The organism is Arthrobacter gandavensis (assembly GCF_039528575.1).
GTDB lineage: Bacteria > Actinomycetota > Actinomycetes > Actinomycetales > Micrococcaceae > Arthrobacter_B > Arthrobacter_B citreus_B.
Window position 1 is genome coordinate 400,293 of sequence record NZ_BAAALV010000007.1, and the last position, 21,264, is coordinate 421,556.

The 21,264-nt window shown below is 66.4% G+C and carries 22 protein-coding genes; 18 read left to right on the forward strand and 4 right to left on the reverse strand.

Going from position 1 to position 21,264, the window contains the following annotated elements; all coding sequences use genetic code 11:
- Nucleotides 1-59: 59 nt before the first annotated feature.
- Nucleotides 60-1,217 carry a pyridoxal phosphate-dependent aminotransferase gene (locus ABFX29_RS15325; RefSeq protein WP_152228487.1) on the reverse strand — a complete coding sequence of 386 codons (1,158 nt, stop codon included), beginning with the start codon at nucleotides 1,215-1,217 and terminating at the stop codon, nucleotides 60-62.
- Nucleotides 1,218-1,328: 111 nt separating this feature from the next.
- Here ABFX29_RS15325 and truB point away from each other — a divergent pair, with 111 nt between their 5' ends.
- The 8 genes from truB to ABFX29_RS15365 all read left to right on the forward strand — a co-directional run bounded on the left by truB (nucleotide 1,329) and on the right by ABFX29_RS15365 (nucleotide 9,264).
- Entirely contained in the window at nucleotides 1,329-2,243 is a 915-nt protein-coding gene (gene truB, locus ABFX29_RS15330; protein WP_246167554.1) for a tRNA pseudouridine(55) synthase TruB, read from the forward strand.
- Nucleotides 2,244-2,618 (forward strand): hypothetical protein, encoded by a 375-nt coding sequence (locus ABFX29_RS15335; protein WP_152228485.1) that lies wholly within the window; start codon nucleotides 2,244-2,246, stop codon nucleotides 2,616-2,618. It abuts the gene before it with no gap.
- Nucleotides 2,615-3,058, forward strand: coding sequence for a hypothetical protein (locus tag ABFX29_RS15340; RefSeq protein ID WP_152228484.1), 444 nt, complete (start codon nucleotides 2,615-2,617; stop codon nucleotides 3,056-3,058). Before ABFX29_RS15335 ends, ABFX29_RS15340 begins: the two co-directional genes overlap by 4 nt.
- 94 nt (nucleotides 3,059-3,152) lie before the next feature.
- The gene (locus ABFX29_RS15345; protein WP_152228483.1) at nucleotides 3,153-3,836 is read left to right on the forward strand and encodes a DUF4345 domain-containing protein; all 684 of its coding nucleotides are present in this window, start codon (nucleotides 3,153-3,155) and stop codon (nucleotides 3,834-3,836) included.
- Nucleotides 3,837-3,938: 102 nt separating this feature from the next.
- The gene (locus ABFX29_RS15350) at nucleotides 3,939-4,928 is read left to right on the forward strand and encodes a bifunctional riboflavin kinase/FAD synthetase (RefSeq protein WP_152228482.1); all 990 of its coding nucleotides are present in this window, start codon (nucleotides 3,939-3,941) and stop codon (nucleotides 4,926-4,928) included.
- A 133-nt stretch (nucleotides 4,929-5,061) separates the two neighbouring features.
- Nucleotides 5,062-5,331 carry a 30S ribosomal protein S15 gene (gene rpsO / locus ABFX29_RS15355; protein WP_055240444.1) on the forward strand — a complete coding sequence of 90 codons (270 nt, stop codon included), beginning with the start codon at nucleotides 5,062-5,064 and terminating at the stop codon, nucleotides 5,329-5,331.
- A 315-nt stretch (nucleotides 5,332-5,646) separates the two neighbouring features.
- Nucleotides 5,647-7,869, forward strand: coding sequence for a polyribonucleotide nucleotidyltransferase (locus tag ABFX29_RS15360; protein ID WP_152228481.1), 2,223 nt, complete (start codon nucleotides 5,647-5,649; stop codon nucleotides 7,867-7,869).
- Complete coding sequence (locus ABFX29_RS15365) at nucleotides 7,870-9,264, forward strand: M16 family metallopeptidase (RefSeq protein WP_152228480.1); 1,395 nt, start codon at nucleotides 7,870-7,872, stop codon at nucleotides 9,262-9,264.
- 100 nt (nucleotides 9,265-9,364) lie between these two features.
- On the opposite strand, the gene ABFX29_RS15370 is transcribed toward ABFX29_RS15365, so the two are convergent.
- Both ABFX29_RS15370 and moaA read right to left on the reverse strand, forming a co-directional pair.
- Complete coding sequence (locus ABFX29_RS15370; RefSeq protein WP_152228479.1) at nucleotides 9,365-9,625, reverse strand: MoaD/ThiS family protein; 261 nt, start codon at nucleotides 9,623-9,625, stop codon at nucleotides 9,365-9,367.
- Nucleotides 9,626-10,744, reverse strand: coding sequence for a GTP 3',8-cyclase MoaA (gene moaA, locus ABFX29_RS15375; RefSeq protein WP_246167552.1), 1,119 nt, complete (start codon nucleotides 10,742-10,744; stop codon nucleotides 9,626-9,628). It abuts the gene before it with no gap.
- A 146-nt stretch (nucleotides 10,745-10,890) separates the two neighbouring features.
- Between moaA and ABFX29_RS15380 the strand changes: the two genes are divergently transcribed.
- Genes ABFX29_RS15380 through ABFX29_RS15415 form a run of 8 tightly spaced genes read left to right on the forward strand, consistent with a single transcriptional unit; the run spans nucleotide 10,891 to nucleotide 17,272 of the window.
- Nucleotides 10,891-12,417, forward strand: coding sequence for a molybdopterin-dependent oxidoreductase (locus ABFX29_RS15380; protein WP_246167549.1), 1,527 nt, complete (start codon nucleotides 10,891-10,893; stop codon nucleotides 12,415-12,417).
- Nucleotides 12,418-12,444: 27 nt separating this feature from the next.
- The gene (locus tag ABFX29_RS15385) at nucleotides 12,445-13,257 is read left to right on the forward strand and encodes a tyrosine-protein phosphatase (protein WP_152228477.1); all 813 of its coding nucleotides are present in this window, start codon (nucleotides 12,445-12,447) and stop codon (nucleotides 13,255-13,257) included.
- Nucleotides 13,258-13,296: 39 nt separating this feature from the next.
- On the forward strand, nucleotides 13,297-14,541 hold the full coding sequence (locus ABFX29_RS15390) for a molybdopterin molybdotransferase MoeA (RefSeq protein WP_246167547.1): 1,245 nt from the start codon (nucleotides 13,297-13,299) through the stop codon (nucleotides 14,539-14,541).
- A 40-nt stretch (nucleotides 14,542-14,581) separates the two neighbouring features.
- Nucleotides 14,582-15,076 carry a cyclic pyranopterin monophosphate synthase MoaC gene (gene moaC / locus ABFX29_RS15395; RefSeq protein WP_152228476.1) on the forward strand — a complete coding sequence of 165 codons (495 nt, stop codon included), beginning with the start codon at nucleotides 14,582-14,584 and terminating at the stop codon, nucleotides 15,074-15,076.
- Nucleotides 15,073-15,573 carry a MogA/MoaB family molybdenum cofactor biosynthesis protein gene (locus ABFX29_RS15400; RefSeq protein WP_246167545.1) on the forward strand — a complete coding sequence of 167 codons (501 nt, stop codon included), beginning with the start codon at nucleotides 15,073-15,075 and terminating at the stop codon, nucleotides 15,571-15,573. The genes moaC and ABFX29_RS15400 overlap by 4 nt, the downstream gene beginning before the upstream one ends.
- Nucleotides 15,563-16,003: a molybdenum cofactor biosynthesis protein MoaE gene (locus ABFX29_RS15405; RefSeq protein WP_152228474.1), complete on the forward strand. Its 441-nt coding sequence runs from the start codon at nucleotides 15,563-15,565 to the stop codon at nucleotides 16,001-16,003. The genes ABFX29_RS15400 and ABFX29_RS15405 overlap by 11 nt, the downstream gene beginning before the upstream one ends.
- Nucleotides 16,004-16,019: 16 nt before the next feature.
- Entirely contained in the window at nucleotides 16,020-16,778 is a 759-nt protein-coding gene (gene dapB, locus ABFX29_RS15410) for a 4-hydroxy-tetrahydrodipicolinate reductase (protein WP_152228473.1), read from the forward strand.
- A gap of 11 nt (nucleotides 16,779-16,789) precedes the next feature.
- Nucleotides 16,790-17,272, forward strand: coding sequence for a hypothetical protein (locus ABFX29_RS15415; RefSeq protein WP_152228472.1), 483 nt, complete (start codon nucleotides 16,790-16,792; stop codon nucleotides 17,270-17,272).
- A 42-nt stretch (nucleotides 17,273-17,314) separates the two neighbouring features.
- Here ABFX29_RS15415 and ABFX29_RS15420 read toward each other — a convergent pair whose 3' ends face one another.
- Nucleotides 17,315-18,487, reverse strand: a complete 1,173-nt coding sequence (locus ABFX29_RS15420) for a heparan-alpha-glucosaminide N-acetyltransferase domain-containing protein (protein ID WP_152228471.1) — start codon at nucleotides 18,485-18,487, stop codon at nucleotides 17,315-17,317.
- A gap of 89 nt (nucleotides 18,488-18,576) precedes the next feature.
- Between ABFX29_RS15420 and dapA the strand changes: the two genes are divergently transcribed.
- A complete protein-coding gene (gene dapA / locus ABFX29_RS15425) occupies nucleotides 18,577-19,497 on the forward strand; it encodes a 4-hydroxy-tetrahydrodipicolinate synthase (RefSeq protein WP_152228470.1) in 921 nt (306 codons plus the stop codon).
- A 6-nt stretch (nucleotides 19,498-19,503) separates the two neighbouring features.
- On the forward strand, nucleotides 19,504-21,195 hold the full coding sequence (locus ABFX29_RS15430) for a ribonuclease J (RefSeq protein ID WP_152228469.1): 1,692 nt from the start codon (nucleotides 19,504-19,506) through the stop codon (nucleotides 21,193-21,195).
- The last annotated feature ends 69 nt before the right edge of the window (nucleotides 21,196-21,264 follow it).

The window sequence follows — 21,264 nt, forward strand, 5'->3', positions numbered from 1 at the left end:
ATACGCAAAGAGGAGCGGCACCCCGGCCGGGGTGCCGCTCTTCTTTTGCCTGCATGCCGCTAGCTGGAGACGGGACCGGGGAGCCTGGACACTCCGGACACGAGTTCATCCCGTCCGCCGCAGAGGGCGATCCGGATCCAGCCCTCGCCGATGGATCCGAAGGCGGTTCCCGGTGCAACGGCCACGCCTTCCTCCGTCAGGAACTGACCGGACCAGTTCCTGATATTGCCCCCGGAGGCGTGCGAAAGGTCCGCCCAGAGATAGAAGGCGCCCTGCGCCGCGAGATAGGGAATTCCCTTGGCATCCAGGACGGCCGACGCCGCATCCCGGTTGCCGCGGTAATGGGCGGCTGCCTCCTGTACGTAGTCCTGCGGACCGGTCAGCGCCGCAAGGGCCGCGTACTGGGAGGGTGAAGCAACGCAGGAGACTATCGACTCCATGACAGTGCTCATCTGTGCTTCCAGGCCTGCGGGCGTCACGAGGGCGCCAACGCGCAGCCCCGTTAGTCCGTAGGTCTTGGAGAGAGTGTAGGAGGCAATGACCCGCTCTCCTCTCCCGCCGCCGTCGAAGGCCAGCGGCGAAACATGCGGAACGTCGTAGGTGAACGCCTCGTAGCATTCGTCAGAGAGAATCCAGAGGTTCCGGCTGCGGGCGAGGTCCACCAGTTCCCGGGTCAGCTCCGCACTGAAGACGGCGCCAAGCGGGTTCGACGGCGAATTCAGCAACAGCACCCGGGTGCGGGAAGTGATCCTCGCCTCAATATCTTCGATCCGCGGCTGGAATCCGTTTCCCGGATGCAGGGGATATTCCACCGGCTCCGCATGCAGCAGCCTCGCCGTCATTGCGAAGGTCGGGTACCCGGGATTGGGGATGAGGATTTCATCCCCGGCATCCAGTAGCATGCTCATGGCCAGGTGCAGTCCCTGCTGGGCGCCGGACGTCACGAACACTCGGGACGGGTCAACCACGCTGCCTGTCTGGGCCGACACCCGTTCCGCGAACGCTGCGCGAAGCGGGGAGATGCCCGCATTCGGGGTGTAGCCGGTCTCGTCACGGGCCAGGGTGTCCTGTGCGGCCTGCAGCACATGCACCGGCGTGGGGAACCCCGGCTCTCCGATACTGAGCACTATTGCATTGGGTGTGGCCCAGGCTGCCTGCGTTATTTCGCGGATCTGGTTCGGGTCGACGGAACGCACATGGGCGGCGAGCTGGGACATAACCGCATGCTACAGCCGGGGAGGTCCGCGGTCCCGGAGGCCGGGCCGCAGCACGGTGCGGGGGCTGGGTGCGGGAGAACGGGTCCCGTCACCGCGCATATACTGAAAGGCGTGAATTCCGGGCAGGTCCGTTCAGGACTGATTATTGTGGACAAACCGCAGGGATGGACCAGCCACGATGTGGTGGGCCGCCTGCGAAGGCTCGCCGGGACCAGGAAAGTCGGCCATGCCGGAACCCTTGATCCCATGGCAACGGGTGTGCTGGTGGTGGGCATCAACAAGGCCACCCGGCTGCTGACCTACATTGTGGGTACGTCCAAGACGTACGAAGCCACCATCCGGCTGGGCCAGTCCACGGTCACCGACGACGCCGAGGGCGAGATTACGGCCGAGACCATCGCTGCCGCGGTAACGGACGAAGAGATCCGCAGCGCCGTTGAGGCCCTCACGGGGGACATCCAGCAGGTCCCCAGCAGCGTCAGCGCCATCAAGGTGGGCGGTGAACGCTCCTATGCACGCGTGCGTGCCGGCGGAGAGGTGAACCTGCCTGCCCGGCCGGTGACCGTCTCCCGCTTCGAGGTCCATGACATCCGCCGCGAGCACGGCGGCAAGCTGCGGGATGTCGACGTCACCGTGCAGTGCTCCTCCGGAACCTACATCCGTGCCCTGGCCCGCGACCTTGGCGCGGCCCTGGGGGTCGGGGGCCACCTCACCGCCCTGCGCCGCACCTCCGTGGGACCCTACACCGAAGACCAGGCCTCCACCCTGGAACAGCTGGCGGAAGACCTCCGCCTCCTGGACCTCAACGACGCCGCGCGGGCACTTTTCCCGGTACGTGAGCTGAGCGAGGGGGAAGCCGCGGACCTTTCCCACGGCCGCCGTATCCCGGCCTCCGGGATGCCGGCAGGGGAGGGCGAGCCCGTTGCAGCCTTCGCCCCGGACGGCGAGCTGATCGGCCTGCTCGCGGACAAGGAAGACACTGCAAAGGCGCTGCTCGTCTTTGCCCCTGGAAACGAAAGGTCCTAAGTGGTCATCGACCCCCTGTTCATCGTCGGGACGATCGTCTGCCTGGTGTCCACAGTGCTGTGCGTCGGTGCGGCAGTGCTGCGCCACGGACCGAACGACCTCACGATCCTCTCCGCAGCCGCCGTCGAGCTGTTCCTGATCATCTACGCCGTAGCCGCGGTCATCCGGCAGACCGGAGGCGAAACCCTCAACGGTCCCGCCTGGGAGTTCTGGGGCTACCTCTTTACCGCCGCGGTCATTCCGATTGGCGCCGTCTGGTGGTCGCTCATGGACAGGTCCAGGTGGAGCAACCTGGTGCTGGGAGCGGTTGGTATCACCGTGTTCGTTATGTTGTTCCGCATGGAACAGATTTGGGATGGAGTGCCGCTGGCATGAAAAAACTGATCAAGCCGCGCCCTGAGGCAGCGGCCGCCGGATCAACGGCCCGCAACGCGGGTCCGGGACGTCTCCTGGTCGCCGTCTACGGTGTGTTCGCGCTTGCCGCTACCGCCCGCGCCGCCTTCCAGATCGCCACCAAGTTCGACGAGGCACCGGTTGCCTACCTGCTGTCCGCCTTCGCCGCCGTCGTCTACATCGTGGCGACCATTTCCCTGGCCCGGTCCGGAGAGACCTCCTACAAGGTCTCGGTGGCGGCTGTAGGTATCGAGATGTTCGGAGTCCTGTTCGTTGGATTCTTCGGCCTGCTGGACCCGGCCGCGCTTCCCGATGACACCGTGTGGTCCGGCTTCGGCATGGGGTACGGGTTTGTGCCGTTGGTCCTGCCGATCATTGGCCTGTGGTGGCTGTACAAGCACCGGGGCACCAAACACGCCTAGCCGCACCGGGGTTTTTGTCCGCTGCCGGGCGTGAGACGATGTGGAAAACCGTGCCGTAACAGGTGCGGCCCCAAACCCAGCAGAGGGCAGGACCATGAGCATTCCAACACCGGGGCCGGAAGAGAATACCCGGAGCGCCGCAGGCACGCCGCGCCCGCCCGCCAGGCCGTCTTCACCGGTTCCGCCCGCCGCTTCCGGCTCGGCCGGGGAAGCCCGGACGGAGAACGGTTCCGCAGCAGAGTCCGGCCGCAGGGGCGGCAGGCTGAGTGTCCGCGAGGGGAAGGCTGAACCGCGGAAAAACGCCTCCGGCACGTCCTGGAAGAGCACCGATGACTGGGGTGTCTTCCGGGCAGTAGTGGTGGCCGTGGGAGTGGTCATCGCTGCGATCGGTGCCTATTACCTGATCACCGGGACCGCTGGCGTGGCCCAGACCGGCGGGGGAGCGGTCAACGCTTCGCTGGAGAGCCAGTTCCGTTTCTTCTCAGCCATGATGGTGGGCGTGGGCGCGGCCTTCGTAGCGATTGCGATCAAGTTCCAGTGGGCCAACATGCTCTGGCTGGTCTGTCTCATGGTCTTCCTGGGCGGGCTCGGCAGGGTGCTGTCCTGGGCGTTTTCAGGCACACCGCACTTCACGCTGATCATCCTCATGATTGTGGAGCTCGCCTTTCCTCCGGCGCTTCTGGTCTGGCACCGGTTCATCGTCAAGACCAGCGAACTTCGGCGCGAAATCCACCATGGACCGGGCAGCGGGAGTACCGGCGCCGGAGCGGGTGCGTAACGGGCACTCCTTTTCCGCCATAATGGATGAAGCCTTCCCCGTGCAGCAGGTACTGACCGCCGGAAGGATTCATGGATGACTGTCCGCTGGTAAGGAGCTCGGGTGTATTACTGGAATGACCTTGCGGAGGTGCCGTCCGACCTTGGTCCGACAGTAGTTACAATCGGCAACTTCGACGGCGTCCACCTCGGCCACCAGCATGTGCTGTCGAAGCTGGTCAAGACCGCACGTGACCGCGGAGCATCCGCCGTCGCTCTCTCCTTCGACCCGCACCCCGCAGCCGTTCACCGCCCGGAAAGTGCGCCGGTGCTCATCATGGGCCCGGCGGACCGCACCGAGGCGCTGGCCGAAACGGGGCTGGACGGCCTGCTGATGCTGCACTACGACCTGGACCTCGCCTCCCTCAGTGCAGAAGAATTCGTCCGCACGTTCCTCGCCGACGGCCTGCACGCCGTGGCCGTGGTGCTGGGCCATGACGCCCGCTTCGGACGCGGAAACACCGGCGACCTGGACACCATGCGCGAGCTCGGGGCAGAAATGGGGTTCGACGTCGTCGCCGTTGATGACCTTGATGCCCTTCCCGAAGGCCCCGGAGACACGCCCGGACGACGCTGCTCCTCTACCTGGATCCGCGAAGCCCTGGCGGCCGGCGACGTCCGCACCGCAGCCCGTCTGCTCGGCCGCACCCACCGCATGCGCGGCACCGTAGTGCACGGCGCTGCCCGTGGACGGGAACTCGGCTTCCCCACAGCGAACCTCGCACCGGAGTCCACCGGACTCATCCCGGCGGACGGTATCTACGCAGGCTGGCTGGTGGATTCCGCCGGCACACGCTGGCCCGCCGCCATCTCCGTCGGCTCGAACCCGACTTTCGACGGCGTTAGCCGCCAGGTCGAAGCGCACGTAATCGACCGCCCGCAGGAAGCGGTGGAGGACTTCGACCTCTACGGCCAGGTCGTCGGCGTCGAATTCGTGGACCGGCTTCGGGGGATGGTTGCCTACACCGGTCCGGAAGCACTTATTGAGCAGATGCGCCTTGACGTCGCGAGGACCCGGGAGGTCCTTTCGACAGAAGGCACTGCGGACAGGTAAACTGGATCAAAATTCGGCTGCGGTCCGTGGCGGCTGAATTTCTTTGTGTCGGCCGCGTATCCGCGAAGCCGGCACAGGGTTCCCGGCAGCGAAGTGCTGATTCGGGCCTCACGGCACAACTGTAGGAGTTACATTGGCACTCGATCCCGCCGTCAAGCAGGCGATCATCAAGGAATTCGCACTCACCGAAGGTGACACCGGATCCCCCGAGGTTCAGGTTGCTGTTCTGTCCCGTCGTATTTCCGACCTGACTGAGCACCTGAAGACCCACAAGCACGACCACCACACCCGCCGCGGCCTGATGGCCCTGGTTGGTCGCCGTCGCCGCATGCTGGGTTACCTGCGCGAGACCGACATCACGCGTTACCGTGCGCTCATCGAGCGTCTCGGCCTGCGCCGCTAGTTCTGCTTTGAGGGCGGTTCCTGCGCACCTGCGCGGGGCCGCCCTTTAGCGCAGGGTACACAGGCGGCAGACATGGACACCGGCAAGGCCCGGAAGCGCACCTGCCCGCAGAGGTACCGCAGCAGTAAAGAAAAACACATACAGGAGTCAGCCAGCATCGCAGCATTCGCGGTCCTCGGTAGTGGTCTCCGGGAGAAAAGCCCGTGGACCTCGATCGAAGACCGGGTGTTGGGTCCCTTCTCCGCCAGCCGGCGGCAAGGACCCATGGGACGATGCTGGGTGCCTCCGAATAAACAGAAACGGAGGTGACTCTCTATGGAGGGTCCCGAAATCCAGTATTCAGAAGCAGTAATTGACAACGGCCGCTTCGGCAAGCGCGTCATCCGCTTTGAAACCGGCCGTCTGGCCGCCCAGGCCGCAGGCTCCGCGATGGTCTACATCGACGAAGACACCGCACTGCTCTCGGCCACGTCCGCCGGCAAGTCCCCGCGTGAAGGCTTCGACTTCTTCCCCCTGACCGTGGACGTCGAGGAGCGCATGTACGCTGCCGGCCGCATCCCGGGCTCGTTCTTCCGCCGCGAAGGACGTCCGTCCACCGAAGCCATCCTGGCCTGCCGCCTGATGGACCGCCCGCTGCGCCCGGCATTCGTCAAGGGCCTGCGCAACGAGGTCCAGGTTGTCGTCACCGTTATGGCGATCAACCCGGACGTTCTCTACGACGTGGTTGCGATCAACGCATCCTCCATGTCCACCCAGCTCTCCGGCCTGCCGTTCTCCGGCCCGATCGGCGGCGTCCGCGTTGCCCTCGTTGAAGGCCAGTGGGTTGCTTTCCCGAAGCACTCCGAGCTGGAGCGCGCAGTGTTCTCCATGGTGGTTGCCGGCCGCATCGCCGGTGACGACGTCGCCATCATGATGGTCGAGGCCGAAGCCACGGACAACGCCTGGAACCTCATCAAGGAAGAGGGCGCAACCGCCCCCACTGAAGAGGTTGTTGCTGAAGGCCTCGAAGCAGCCAAGCCGTTCATCAAGGCCCTCTGTGACGCGCAGTCGGACCTGGCTGCACGTGCCGCCAAGCCGACCGTTGAGTTCCCGATCTTCCTGGACTACCAGGACGACGTCTACGAAGCCGTTGAAGCTGCTGCAGCCGCCAAGCTGGCAGAGGTCTTCACGATCGCTGACAAGCAGGAGCGCGACGCCGCTTCGGACGCCCTCAAGGACGAAGTCAAGGCTTCCCTGGCAGAGCGCTTCGAAGGCCGCGAGAACGAAGTTTCCGCAGCTTTCCGCTCGGTAACCAAGCAGGTAGTGCGCCAGCGCATCCTCAAGGACCAGATCCGCATCGACGGCCGCGGCCTGACGGACATCCGCCAGCTCACCGCCGAGGTTGAGGTTCTGCCCCGCGTGCACGGTTCGGCAATCTTCGAGCGCGGCGAAACCCAGATCCTGGGCGTCACCACGCTGAACATGCTGAAGATGGAACAGCAGATCGACTCGCTGTCGCCGGTAACGCGCAAGCGCTACATGCACAACTACAACTTCCCGCCGTACTCCACCGGTGAGACCGGCCGCGTCGGTTCGCCCAAGCGCCGCGAAATCGGCCACGGCGCCCTGGCAGAGCGTGCGCTCATGCCGGTGCTGCCCTCGCGTGAAGAGTTCCCGTACGCCATCCGCCAGGTCTCCGAGGCTCTGTCCTCCAACGGCTCCACCTCGATGGGTTCGGTCTGCGCCTCGACGCTGTCCATGCTCAACGCCGGTGTGCCGCTGAAGGCTCCGGTTGCCGGCATCGCCATGGGCCTGGTCTCCGACCAGGTCGACGGCGAGACCCGCTACGCAGCACTGACGGACATCCTCGGCGCCGAAGATGCCTTCGGCGACATGGACTTCAAGGTGGCCGGCACGTCCGAGTTCGTCACCGCCATCCAGCTGGATACCAAGCTCGACGGCATCCCCGCCTCGGTCCTGGCCGCAGCCCTGAAGCAGGCCCGCGAAGCCCGCCTGCACATCCTCGGTGTCATGGACGCCGCGATCGATACCCCGGATGAGCTCTCCGAGTTCGCTCCGCGGATCATCTCGGTGAAGATCCCCGTGGACAAGATCGGCGAGGTCATTGGCCCGAAGGGCAAGATGATCAACCAGATCCAGGAAGACACCGGCGCTGACATCTCCATCGAAGATGACGGCACGGTCCTGATCGGCGCCACGGACGGCACGTCCGCCGAGGCTGCACGGGCTGCGATCAACGCGATTGCCAACCCGATGGTTCCCGAACTGGGCGAGCGTTACCTGGGCACCGTAGTGAAGACCACCACCTTTGGTGCCTTCATCTCCCTGACCCCGGGCAAGGACGGCCTGCTGCACATCTCCGAGCTGCGCAAGCTCTCGGGCGGCAAGCGCGTGGACAACGTTGATGACGTTGTCTCCGTCGGCCAGAAGATCCAGGTTGAAATCACCAAGATTGACGACCGCGGCAAGCTGTCGCTCTCGCCGGTTGTTGCTGATGACGACGCCGAGGGCGAAGCGGCTGCCGAGACAGCAGAGTAGATGCCTGAAAACACTGTAGACAGCCGTTCCGGCGCGGGATTTTCCCGCACCGGGACGGTTGTCCCATTTCCCCTGACATCCCGTGCGGGCGATCCGGCGCTCGAAATCGGGGACCCGGCCGGCGCCGTCGTTCGCCGTTCCGTCCTTCCCGGCGGTGTACGCGTGCTTACCGAGTCGATGCCCGGCCAGCGCAGCGCCACGATCGGTTTCTGGGTTGGCGTAGGCAGCCGTGACGAGGCCGAAGGCCGGCACGGTTCCACGCACTTCCTGGAGCACCTGCTGTTCAAGGGCACTGCCCGGCGCAGCGCCATGGATATCGCCTCTGCCTTCGACGAGGTAGGAGGGGAATCCAATGCCGCGACGGCGAAGGAAACCACCTGCTACTACGCCCGCGTGCTGGACACCGACCTGCCAATGGCCATTGACGTCATTGCGGACATGGTGACCTCGGCGGTGCTGGACGCGGAAGAGCTCGAGCAGGAACGCGACGTCATCCTCGAGGAAATCGCGATGGATGCCGACGATCCCGCTGACCTGTGCCACGAGAAGTTCGCCGAGGCCGTGTTGGGCGACCATCCGCTGGGCCGCCCCATTGGCGGCACTCCGGAAGCCATCAAGGCCGTACCCCGTGAGGCAGTCCTGGAGCACTACCGGCGGCATTACCGGCCCGAGACCCTGGTGGTCACCGCTGCCGGCGGGCTGGAGCACGAGATTGTTGTGTCCCTGGTGCTGGACGCGCTCAAGCGCGCCGGCTGGGAACTGGACGAAGCTGCCGAACCTGCGCCGCGCCGGGATACCACTCCGGCAGTGATCACCGGCAGCGGCGGCGTGCACGTCATCAACCGTCCGGTGGAACAGGCCAACATTGTGCTGGGCTGCCCGTCGCTGACCGCCACGGACAGCCGCAGGTTCGCCATGAGCGTGCTGAACACCATCCTGGGCGGCGGCATGTCATCCCGGCTGTTCCAGGAGATCCGCGAGAAGCGGGGACTGGTCTACTCGACCTACTCCTTCTCCGCGTCCTACACCGACGCCGGGTACTTCGGCATGTATGCGGGCTGCTCTCCGGCGAAGACCCGGCAGGTCATCGACCTGCTGCAGTCCGAACTGGAGCGCCTGGCAGCGGACGGCGTCGAACCCGGGGAACTGGCCCGTGCACTGGGTCAGATTTCCGGGGGACTGGTGCTGGGCATGGAGGACACCGGTTCCCGGATGTCCCGACTGGGCAGCGCCGAGCTGGTTCGCGGCGAATACGTGGACATTGAAGAGTCCCTGGCCAGGATCCGTGCCGTCACGGCCGAACAGGTCCAGGAGCTCGCCGCCGAACTGGCAGCAGCCCCGCGGACCATCACCGTGGTGGGTCCCTTCAATTCCCCGGCGGACCTCGGCTTCTAGCCTCTTCCCCTCATCGAGATGACAGAAACTGCCCGTATGAACGCTCATACGGGCAGTTTCTGCTATCTCGATTGTTTTGTTGGGTGGAGGGACTGAGGGTCTAACCGCCGGCAAAGGGCGGAAGGATGTCCACGGTGTCCCCGGGACCCAGCAGCCGGGACCGGTCCCGCGCAGCGACCTCGTTGACCAGGAACGTGCTCCGTCCAATCACGGTCTGCAGGACAGGCGTTCCCTCCGGGGCATCGGGATGCAGCGCGGCCAGCTTTTCCAGCAGCTCGCCCAGCTGGAGGGGCCCGGCGTCGATTGTTTCTTCTTCAATGCCTGCCGCTGCCTTCGCAGCGCCAAAATAGCGGATCAGCACTTAGCCACCTATCGCACTCATGGTTCTTTCGGGCTGCACATAGTCAGGTGCGCCCAGTCCGGCATGGTCCATGCCGTGGGCCTTGGGTTTGCCCCACATAGCCTCCTGCCAGCGGCGGGCGACGGCGGCGTCGTCCGGTGTGCTGCGCAGCAGGTCCAGGAGGTTGGTCTCTTCGTGTGAGAACAGGCAGCTGCGTACCTTGCCCTCCGCCGTGATGCGGGTGCGCCGGCAGTCGGCGCAGAACGGTTCGGTGACGGAGGCAATAATGCCGACGACGCCGGCCACCTCCTGCGGGGAGGCGCGGTGCCGCACCTGCCAGCGTTCGGCCGGAGCGCCGTCGCGGTTCCTGGGATCCGGGGTGAGGACGAATTCCTTCTCCAGCCGGGCACGGATCTCGGCGGCGGTGATCATCCCGTCCCGGGTCCACCCGTGGTCGGCGTCCAGGGGCATCTGCTCGATGAACCGCAGCTCGAATCCGTGCTCGACGGCCCAGGCAAGGAGCCCGGGCGCCTCGGCGTCGTTGATGCCGCGCATCAGCACGGCGTTGATCTTGATCAGCCCGAGTCCCACCCGTGCTGCTTCTTCGACGCCGGCGAGGACCCGGTCCAGGAACGGGCGGCGGGTGAGCTGGGCGAAGGTACCCGGATGCAGCGAGTCCAGGGAAACGTTGATCCGGGTGAGGCCGGCAGCCTTCAGCGCGGCGGCCTTTTTGTCCAAACCCAGCCCGTTAGTGGTCAGGGAGATTGGAAGGTCAGGATGGTTGGCCCGGATCCCGGCAATGATGTCCACCAGGTCTGCCCGAACCAGGGGCTCTCCGCCGGTCAGCCGCAGTTCCCGGACGCCCAGAGAATCGACGCCTATTCCCACCAGGCGGATGATTTCCGCAGCGGTAAGGACTTTGTCCTTGGGCAGCCAGTCCAGGCCGGACGCCGGCATGCAGTAGGTGCAGCGCAGGTTGCACTTATCCGTCAGGGACAGGCGCATGTCAGTGGCGCGGCGTCCGTAGCGGTCAACGAGCCCGTCCAGCTGCTCCGGAACGCCTGCGCCCGCCGGGACACCGGTTTCCTCCACGGCAGACTGCGGCCGTGTGAAAGAGGGCATGCCCAGCTCAGTTCCCATCCCCCGAGTGTAGGCCGTTTCACACCGGGTCTCTAGGAAGGCCGGGCGGGCGGGGGCGGCAACCCCGAACGGCCCTGCCATAATCGAGGAAATGCCCGGAGTCCGCCGGCGCGCCGAGCCGCCCTGCGGCGAAGGAGATGACAGCTATGCCAGGAACCCGTTGGTTCTCCGCCGCAGCGGGTGCGGTTGCTGCCGGAATCGCTGCAGCGGCCGGCGAACTGGCGGCAGCTGCGCTCAGTCCCTCCCTGTCACCGGTGACGGCCGTAGGGTCCGTGGTTGTCGACGCCGTTCCGGCTCCGGTCAAGGACTGGGCCATCGCCGTGTTCGGCACCTCGGATAAGGCGGCGCTGCTGGCCGGTATGCTCTTGATCATTCTGGTCACGGGTGCCGCCTGCGGGCTGCTGGAGACCAGGCGGCCACCCTGGGGGTCCGTGGTTCTTGCCGGGTTCGGGGTCCTGGGAGCCGCCGCCGTCCTTACCCGCGCTCAGTTCAGTCCGCTGGCCCTGCTTCCCCCGCTTGCCGCGGGCCTGGCTGGTGTCTTGGTGCTGCGCGGGCTGACGGCCCGGGTCCGCCGCTACGGCCAGGCACCGCAGCCTGAGGCAGGAGCCAGCCGCCGGGACGTTCTGGTGGCAGTCGGCGGGGGAGCAGCCGTGGCAGCGGTGGGCGGTGGACTGGCCGGCGCAGCGCGCAGTTCGCAGGTGGCTGTGGACGACCTTCGTGCGAACCTGCAGCTTCCCGCGCCCGTGCAGCCGGCAGCGGCTATTCCAGCAGGTGCCGATTTGGGCATCCCCGGCGCTGAACCACTCATCACGCCGAACCCTGACTTCTACCGGATTGACACAGCGCTGAGGGTTCCCCTGGTCAACCCGGATACCTGGCGGCTGCGGGTCACCGGCATGGTGGACCGCGAAGTGGAACTCACCTACGCGGATCTGCTGGCCAAACCGCTGCAGGAAAGCTGGGTGACCCTGGCCTGCGTCTCGAACGAGGTTGGCGGGTCGCTGATTGGCAACGCCAGGTGGCTGGGCTGGCCTGTCCGCAGCCTGCTGGCCGCTGCGGGCGTGCAGCCGGGGGCGGACATGGTGCTGTCGACGAGCGAGGACGGCTGGACTGCCACCACCCCGCTGGAAGCGCTCACGGACGCCCGCGACTCGCTGCTGGCCGTGGCCATGAACGGTGAGCCGCTGCTGCCCGAGCATGGGTTCCCGGTGCGCCTGGTGGTGCCCGGCCTCTACGGGTACGTATCCGCCACCAAGTGGGTCACGGAGCTGAAGGTTTCCCGCTTCGCAGACGAAACCTCGTACTGGACGGACCGCGGCTGGTCCGAACGCGGACCCGTAAAGCTCTCCTCCCGCATCGATACGCCTGCCAGGGGAGCGAACCTCACTGCCGGGAAAACCACCGTGGCCGGCGTGGCCTGGGCACAGCACACGGGCATCAGCGCGGTGCAGCTGCGGGTGGACGACGGCGACTGGCAGGACACCAGGCTGGCCGCCGGCATCTCGGCAGACACCTGGCGGCAGTTCGCCGCGGACGTTGACCTGCCCGACGGCGACCACACCCTCACAGTGCGTGCCGTCGATGCCAGGGGCAACGTCCAGGACGAGGCTGAACGCCCGGTGGTTCCCGACGGCGCCACCGGCCTGCACACCATCCGCGTCAGCGTGGGCTGAGCCATTCCTGTCCGCTAGGGTCGGAGGATGGCGATCCACACCCTCGAGGGCACTTTCAACTTCCGTGACACCGGCGGCCTGCCGCTGGCTGGCGGCGGAACAACCGCGAACGGGGTCCTGTACCGGTCGGACGCCATCAGCTCCCTGACACCGAAAGGCCTGGCAGACCTGGCCGGTTCCGGAATCCGGGTGATCATCGACTACCGGACGGCGGCGGAACAGCAGATGGGCCCGGACCGCCTTCCGGCTGCCATGGACGTGGAGAAGGTGAACCTCCCACTGCTCGAAGGCGCTTTCACCGGGATGGCCGAGGAAGCCATGCAGCGGGCGGCAGCGTCAGGTGACCCGGCGGCGGCGGCACACGCGGTGGAGGCGGCATTGGCCGTACTGCCCACCCTGGGCCAGCTCTATACCGGGATGCTGGAGCACGGCGCAGCGGAGTTCGCACGCACGGCCGGGGCAGTTGCCGCAGCCGATGGTGCGGTGCTGATCCACTGCACCGCAGGCAAAGACCGCACGGGTGTGTCTGCCGCACTGCTCCTGGATGCGGCAGGAGCAGAAAGGAGCGCCGTCGTGGCCGACTATGAGCGCAGCGGGGAAAACCTGGCCGGTGAGTGGTCCCAGCGGATGCTGGGCATGGTTGGGAGCATGGGGGTTCCCCTGACGGAGGGGATCATCACGCTCATTACGCGTGCGCCCGCCGAAGCCATCCAGACCGCACTGGCCTGGGTGGAAGAGAACTACGGCTCCGCTGCCGGCTACCTTCGCGCCGGCGGTCTCACGGACCCCGAACTCGTCCGGCTGCGTGCCCGCCTGCGGCAGCCGCGCACACAGGCATAGACTTTTGCGCAAACAACGCCGGGATCCGAGTGGGGGAACGTGAGTACAGGCAGCCGGGTGCGTCCCGCAGCAGAACACCGGGAAGCGGTCCGGGCGCTGCTTTCCACAAACCTGCAGCAGCGGGTGCAGCTGCGCCCGCTCGCTGAGGCAGCCGGCCGCATCCTTGCCCAGGAGATGGCTGCCCCGCGCAGCCTGCCCCCCTTCGCCAACTCACAGATGGACGGTTACGCGGTCAATACCGCCGAGCTGGCAGCTGTCCCGGAGGGGAACACGGTCGAGCTAAAGGTCGCAGCCCCCATCCCCGCCGGGGCTGCGGCACCAGAGCTGCAACCCGGCACTGCCGCCCCGATCATGACCGGCGCCATGCTCCCGGCCGGAGCCGACGCCGTCGTACCGATTGAACGTGCGGAGCCGGACACCTTCTTCGCTCCGCAGGACCTCGCCGGAGCCCGGGTGGCCCTGCCCGGCGGCATCCCGCAAGGTCAGTTTGTCCGTGCAGCCGGCAGTGATATTTCCGCCGGAACCCGCGCACTGGCGAAGGGCACCCGTTTGGGGCCGGCGCAGCTGGGCCTGCTGGCTGCCCTGGGCGTGGCAGCCGTCCCGGTGCTGGCGCCGGTGCGGGTTGCCCTGCTGAGCACCGGGGACGAAGTGGTTGAGCCCGGCCAGGACCTCGCCCCCGGACAGATCCACGACGCGAACACCACGCTCCTGGCGGCCAGCCTCCGTGAGGCGGGAGCGGAAGTGGTCCGCTCCCGGATCCTCGCGGACTCCCCGGAGGATTTCCTCGCCGCACTTCGCAGGGAACTCCGGCAGGAGCGGACAGACCTGGTGGTGACCTCCGGGGGAATCAGCAAGGGCGCCTACGAGGTGGTGCGGCTGGCACTGGCGGCGGAAGGCGTCAGCTTCCTGTCGGTTGCCATGCAGCCCGGCGGCCCGCAGGGCATTGGCACGGTGGACGGCGTGCCCTTCCTGGGGTTTCCCGGCAACCCGGTTAGCGCGCTTGTCTCCTTCGAGGTCTTCCTCCGGCCTGCCCTGTCGGCGCTGACCGGGCTTCCGCTGCCGCGGCCTGCGGTCACGGCAGTGCTGGACGCCGGGACGGACAGCCCCGAGGGGAAGCTGCAGGTCCGGCGCGGACTTTTCCGGGACGGCCGGGTGTCGCTGGTCGGCGGGCCCGGCTCCCACCTGATCCATGCCCTGGCCGAATCCAACGCGCTTGTCCTCATCCCGGAAGGGACCGGGCACCTGGAAGCCGGCGCAGAAGTGACAGTATGGCTCTTGGAGTAATCACACTCACAGCCAGAAGCACCACCGAAAGGACCCGAACATGTCCGGGGAAGAACACTCCGGGGACGCACCGGCCCTCACCCATGTCCGCGCCGACGGCACAGCCCACATGGTTGACGTTTCCGCCAAGGCAGAGACCTCCCGCGAAGCTACCGCCCAGGCAGTCCTGAAGACCACCCAAGACGTGGTCCGGCTGCTCAGCGACGGCAGCCTGCCCAAGGGCGACGCCTTTGCCGTGTCCCGCGTCGCCGGGATCATGGCCGCCAAGCAGACCTCGAACCTGATTCCGCTGTGCCACCCGCTGCCCATCACCAAGGTGACGGTGGACTTTGAGCCGCAGGAAAGCTCAATCCTCATGAAGGCAACGGTGAAGACCAAGGCCCTCACCGGCGTCGAAATGGAAGCACTGACCGCCGTTTCCGTAACCGCGCTGACGCTGTATGACATGGTCAAGGCCGTGGACAAGCACGCCGTGGTCTCGGACATCATGGTGCTGGCAAAGTCCGGCGGCAAGAGCGGAGACTGGAGCCTGTGAGCGGCCGCACCGACCCTGCGCCGCGCCGGAAGGCCGCCATCCTGGTCGCCTCTACCCGCGCGGCGGCCGGGATCTACCAGGATGAGGCCGGGCCGCTGCTGCAGGACTGGCTGTACAGCCGCGGCTATGACGTTGTGCTTGCCGAAGTGGTCCCTGACGGCGAGGAGGTTGGCGCTGCGCTGCGCCGTATGCTCGCCCTGCAGCCCTCGGTCCTGATTACCAGCGGCGGTACCGGGATCAGCCCCACCGACGCCACACCGGAACAGACCCTGCCGCTGCTGGACCGCCAGGTTCCCGGCATCATGGAAGCGCTGCGTTCCCACGGGCTCACGAAGACCCCCATGGCGGCGCTGACCCGCGGCTACGCAGGCACAGCCGGACGGACCTTCGTGCTGAACCTCCCGGGATCACCGTCAGGTGTCACGGACTCGCTGGAGGTCCTGGAACCGATCCTTGGACACATCTGCGGCCAGCTGGAGGGCATCAATGAGCACTAGCGAAGTAGTTGCGGCAACGGTCGGCGACCACGCCCTGGACACTGAGACCGCCTACGCGGAGGTCTGGACACCGCAGGCGGGCGCCGTGGTCACGTTCAGCGGAATCGTGCGGAACCACGACGGCGGCAGGGACGTGCGGTCCCTGGGCTACAGTGCGCACCCCACTGCCGCAGCGGTAATCACCGACGTCGCGGCGCGGATCGCCGCGACATATGACGGAGTGCGAATCTGGGCGGCACACCGCACCGGGCCGCTGGAAATCGGCGACGCCGCACTGGTGGCAGCGGTGGCCTCCGCCCACCGCGGGACGGCCTTCGCCGCGTGCTCTGAACTGGTTGACGCCGTCAAGGCCGAGGTGCCCATCTGGAAGGAACAGGAATTCACTGACGGAAGCGTTGAGTGGGTGGGCGTCAGTGACGCCCCGGCATGACCGGTAATCTGGAACCATGAGCAATAAACTGCCCGTCGCGGTGCTGGGCGCCACCGGACGCATGGGATCCGAAGCAGTCAAGGCCGTTGAAGCGGCACCGGACATGGAACTGGTGGCTGCACTTGGCCGGCAGGACCCGCTGCAGACCCTGGTATCCGCCGGCGCGCAGTACGTGGTGGACCTGACCGTTCCGGACAGCACCGAAGCCAACGTCCGCTTCGCCGTCGAGCACGGCATGCACGCGGTGGTGGGCACCACCGGCTGGGACGCCGGACGCCTGGACCGCCTGGGTGAACTGCTGGCAGCGCACCCGGAGACGGGCGTGCTGATCGCCCCCAACTTCGCCCTGGGGTCCGTGCTGGCTTCCGCGTTCGCAGCCAAGGCGGCACCGTACTTTGAATCGGTGGAGATCGTTGAGCTGCACCACCCGAACAAGGTGGATGCGCCGTCGGGCACTGCCGTCCGCACTGCCGAGCTCATGGCCGCGGCCCGTGCCGATGCAGGAACCCCGGCATCCCCCGACGCCACCGTCAAGGAGCTTCCGGGCGCCCGCGGCGCCGGCGTCGAGGGCATCCGGGTGCACTCAGTGCGCCTCCGCGGGCTGGTTGCGCACCAGGAAGTCCTGCTGGGCGGGGAGGGCGAACAGCTCACTATCCGCCACGATTCCTACGACCGGGCATCCTTTATGCCCGGCGTCCTCCTGGGACTGCGCGAAGTTGCAGCGCACCCGGGCCTTACCGTCGGACTTGACGGCTACCTCAACCTGAATGCCTAAGGAAACCTGCGTTGTCCACCTTCTTCTCCGGACTGTTCCATAACAAGGCCAAGATCGGCGTCCTGCTGATCACGGTGCTCCTGGTTTTCTACATCCTGGTGGTCGCCCAGCGCGGCTGGCTGCTGATGATGTCGGACGGCCTGACGGCCAAGGCCATGGGTGCGGCGTACTTCGTCCTCCCCGCCGTCGGGGTGTGGGCGCTGGTCCGTGAGCTGCTCTTCGGCGTCCAGACGGAGAAGATGGCCCGGATCCTCGCAGACGAGGGCGGACTGCCAGTTGATGACCTGCCCCGCACGCCGGCCGGACGGATCGTCCGCGAGGCGGCCGACGCCGAGTTCCCCAGGTACCAGGCAGAAGTGGAGGCTGACCCGGCCCAGTGGCGGGCCTGGTTCCGGCTTTCCTGTGCCTACGACGCCGCCGGGGACCGCAAGCGTGCGCGTTCGGCTATGCGCCAGGCAGGCAAGCTCTTCAGCGCCTCAGTTCCGGCCAGCTAGAGAGTTCAGCCACGCTGGTAATCCAGCATCCGGCTCCACCGGTTAGCGCCGGTCTCCGGTCAGCTTGCCGTCCCGCGCCAGCCGGGAGGCTCCCGACGCCACCGTCTCCAGCGGACCGCGGGAGCCGAGCTTGAAGAAGGCGATCCCGATCAGCACGGCGGCAACTGCCTGCAGCCAGAACACCCAGGACGGATCCAGCGGCGGTTCCTGCGCGTCGACCAGGGCCATTACCCAGATATGCATGCTGTAGAGCGTGAGGGTCATGGCACCGGCGGCGGAGAGCGGCAGCAACAGGTTCGGGCGGGCACGGGTCAGCAGCAGGCAGATACCGACGACGGCGGCCGATGTGCCGCACGTGTGCAGCAGGTCAAGCGTGGTTCCCGAATGCGGTGCGCTGACCGCCAGCCACCACCATGACCCCGACTGCTCGACGCCGGTGAGGTTGACCTCCAGCATTCGGCCGATCGGCCAGCGGCTCCCGGACTCGGTTGCCAGCAGCTCGGCGAAGCCGCCCGCATCGATGAGCAGGTACGCACTGATGAACTTGGCGGCCAGTGCCGTGAAGATCCCGCCAATCACCAGCCCCGCCTGCACGCCGAGGGCCTGCAGGTTCAGGCGCCCAATGACCATCCCCACCAGCAGGTAGCTCAGCCACTGCACCGTGGGGTAGAAACCGGTGAAGAACACATCGGCGGCCAGCGTGGCGGGTTCGGCGAAGTGTTCCCAGGTGATGTTCCCGCCGACTTCCGGAGGGTTGAGGTTCTCCAGCAGCCACGGCCGGACCAGATACGCCAGGACGGGGGAGAAGCAGATCCACGCGCCCGCCCAGGCGGCGAGCTTGCCCAGAGACATGGAGGTGAAGGGCAGCACCATCAGGAACAGCACGGCGTAATGGAACAGGATGATGGCAATAGAGGTGTCCAGCCCGCCCAGCAGCAGGCCCACCAGCGCGATCACTACTGCCCGGGCGGCAATGCCCCGCCGGCTGGCGCCGGGGGAGCGGCCGGTCCCTGGGTTCATCCCGCCGGTCAGCAGGGCCAGGCCAATCCCCGCCACGACGGCGAACAGGGCCGAGGCGCGTCCGGAGAAAGCCAGTGCCACGAACGTGGGTTCACCCGTCGCCGGGTCGTACAGCGGGAAGATATGGGTGGACATCATGCCCAGCAGCGCCACCCCGCGGGCCGCATCGATGCCCGTCAGACGCGTTCTGCTCATTGCAGAATCGTCTCACAGGCCCCGGACGGCCAGGTCTGCACGGGTGTCCGTTTGTCCCAATCGCAGCTCCAACAGGTAACGTTTTACTCATGGCAGACTCTGATATTCGTTCCCGTCCGTTTGGGACCCTGGTGACCGCCATGGTCACCCCTTTCACCGCAGACGGTGAAGTTGACTTCGACGCCACTGCGTTTCTTGCCAACAAGCTGGTCGAGGACGGCTGCGACGGCCTGGTTGTTTCCGGGACCACCGGCGAAACCTCCACGCTGGAGGACAGCGAAAAGGAAGACCTTTTCCGCGTTGTGGCACAGACTGTCGGCGGCCGGGCGAAGGTCATTGCCGGTACCGGAACCAACCACACCTCCCACTCCGTCGAGATGGCCCGCCGTGCCGAGCGCGCCGGGGCCGACGGCCAGCTGGTAGTGACGCCGTATTACAACAAGCCGACGCAGGCGGGCGTGATCGCCCACTTCGACGCCGTGTCGGCGGCGAGCGACCTGCCCATCATGATTTATGACATCCCGGGCCGGGCCGGGATTCCCATCGCCACGGAGACGATGTTCCGCCTCGCGGAGAACCCCAAGGTCCTGGCACTGAAGGACGCCAAGGCCGATTTCGCGGCCGTAACCCGGGTCCTGGCCAACACCACGCTGGACGTCTACGCGGGCGACGACGGACTGACGCTGCCGTGGATGGTGGCCGGAGCGGTCGGCGTCGTAAGCGTCAGCGCCCACGTTGCCACCGGTGCGTTCCGCGCCCTCGTGGACGCGGCCGCCGCAGGAGATTTCGACAAGGCCCGCAGGATCCACTTTGAACTGGATCCGGTAGTGCGAGCCGTAATGACACACATACCAGGTGCCATTTCCGCCAAGCAGATCCTGAAGATGCAGGGAGTGATTCCCGACGCCGCAGTACGCCTGCCGCTGGTGGCTCCCGATGCCATTGAAATGGAAGCTGTCCTGGCGGACCTGGCCGAAGCAGGATGGGACTTTTCCCAGGACAAGGCGTAATAAAACATGATTGAAACTGCGGGCAACGCTCTGCAAACCCCTCCCCGCCTCAAAGACGGAACCCTACGAATCGTTCCGCTGGGAGGACTCGGAGAAATCGGCCGCAACATGGCCGTCTTCGAGATCGACGGCAAACTGCTCATCGTTGACTGCGGGGTGCTCTTCCCGGAAGAGACCCAGCCCGGCGTCGACCTGATCCTGCCGGACTTCTCCTACATCGAGGACCGGCTGGACGACGTCGTCGGCGTTGTGCTCACCCACGGGCACGAGGACCACATCGGCGCGGTTCCCTACCTGCTGCGCCTGAAGAAGGACATCCCGCTGATCGGTTCGCAGCTGACGCTGGCACTGATCGAGGCGAAGCTGCAGGAACACCGCATCAAACCCTTCACCCTCACGGTGAAGGAAGGGCAGGTTGAGCAGTTCGGCCCGTTCGAATGTGAGTTCGTGGCCGTCAACCACTCCATCCCGGATGCCCTGGCAGTCTTCATCCGCACCCGTGCAGGCAACGTCCTGCACACCGGCGACTTCAAGATGGACCAGCTGCCGCTGGACGGACGCATCACGGACCTGCGCGCCTTCGCCCGCCTCGGCGAAGAAGGCGTGGACCTGTACATGGCCGACTCCACCAACGCCGACGTTCCGGGGTTCACCTCCCCGGAAGGCGCGATTGGGCCGGTGCTCGAAGAGCTCTTCGGCAAGGTCAAGAAGCGCATCATCGTCGCGTCCTTCTCTTCCCACATCCACCGGGTGCAGCAGGTGCTCGACGCCGCTGCCGCCCACGGCCGCAAGGTCTGCTTCGTGGGCCGCTCCATGGTCCGCAACATGGCCATCGCGGAGAAACTGGGATACCTGCACGTACCCGAGGGCATCCTGGTGGACCTGAAGAACGTGGACAACATGCCGGACCACAAGCTGGTCCTGATGTCCACCGGTTCGCAGGGCGAGCCCATGGCAGCCCTCTCCCGCATGGCCAACGGCGACCACCGGATCAGCATCGGCAAGGGCGACACCGTCATCCTGGCTTCCTCGCTGATCCCGGGCAACGAGAACGCCGTCTTCCGGGTGATCAACGGCCTGATGAAGCTCGGTGCGGACGTAGTGCACAAGGGCACCGCCAAGATCCACGTCTCCGGCCACGCCTCGGCAGGGGAGCTGCTCTACACGTACAACATCCTCAAGCCGAAGAACGCCATGCCCGTACACGGCGAAACCCGGCACCTGATCGCCAACGGCAAGCTCGCCGTCCAGACCGGCGTCCCGGAAGAGAACATCATCCTGGCCGACGACGGCACCGTGGTGGACCTGGTGGACGGCAAGGCACGGGTAGTAGGCGCCATCGACTGCGGCTTCGTCTACGTGGACGGATCCAGCGTCGGCGAGATCACCGACACCGACCTCAAGGACCGCAGGATCCTGGGCGAGGAAGGCTTCATCTCCGTCATCACCGTGGTGAACCGGAGCACCGGCACCATCGTTTCGGGTCCGGAGATCCATGCCCGCGGCTTCGCCGAAGACGACGCTGTGTTTGACGAGATCAAGCCCAAGATCAGCAAGGCACTGGAAGAGGCCGTGACCTCCAACCGGGACCACACCGCCTACCAGCTTCAGCAGGTTGTCCGCCGCGTCGTGGGAACCTGGGTCAACCGCAGGCTCCGCCGCCGCCCGATGATCGTTCCGGTGGTCCTCGAAGCCTAGGCCCCGGCCTAATTCCTTCCCCGGATGAATGCCCGTCCGGGGAAGGAAGAGCGCCGTTTTGGCGCGTAT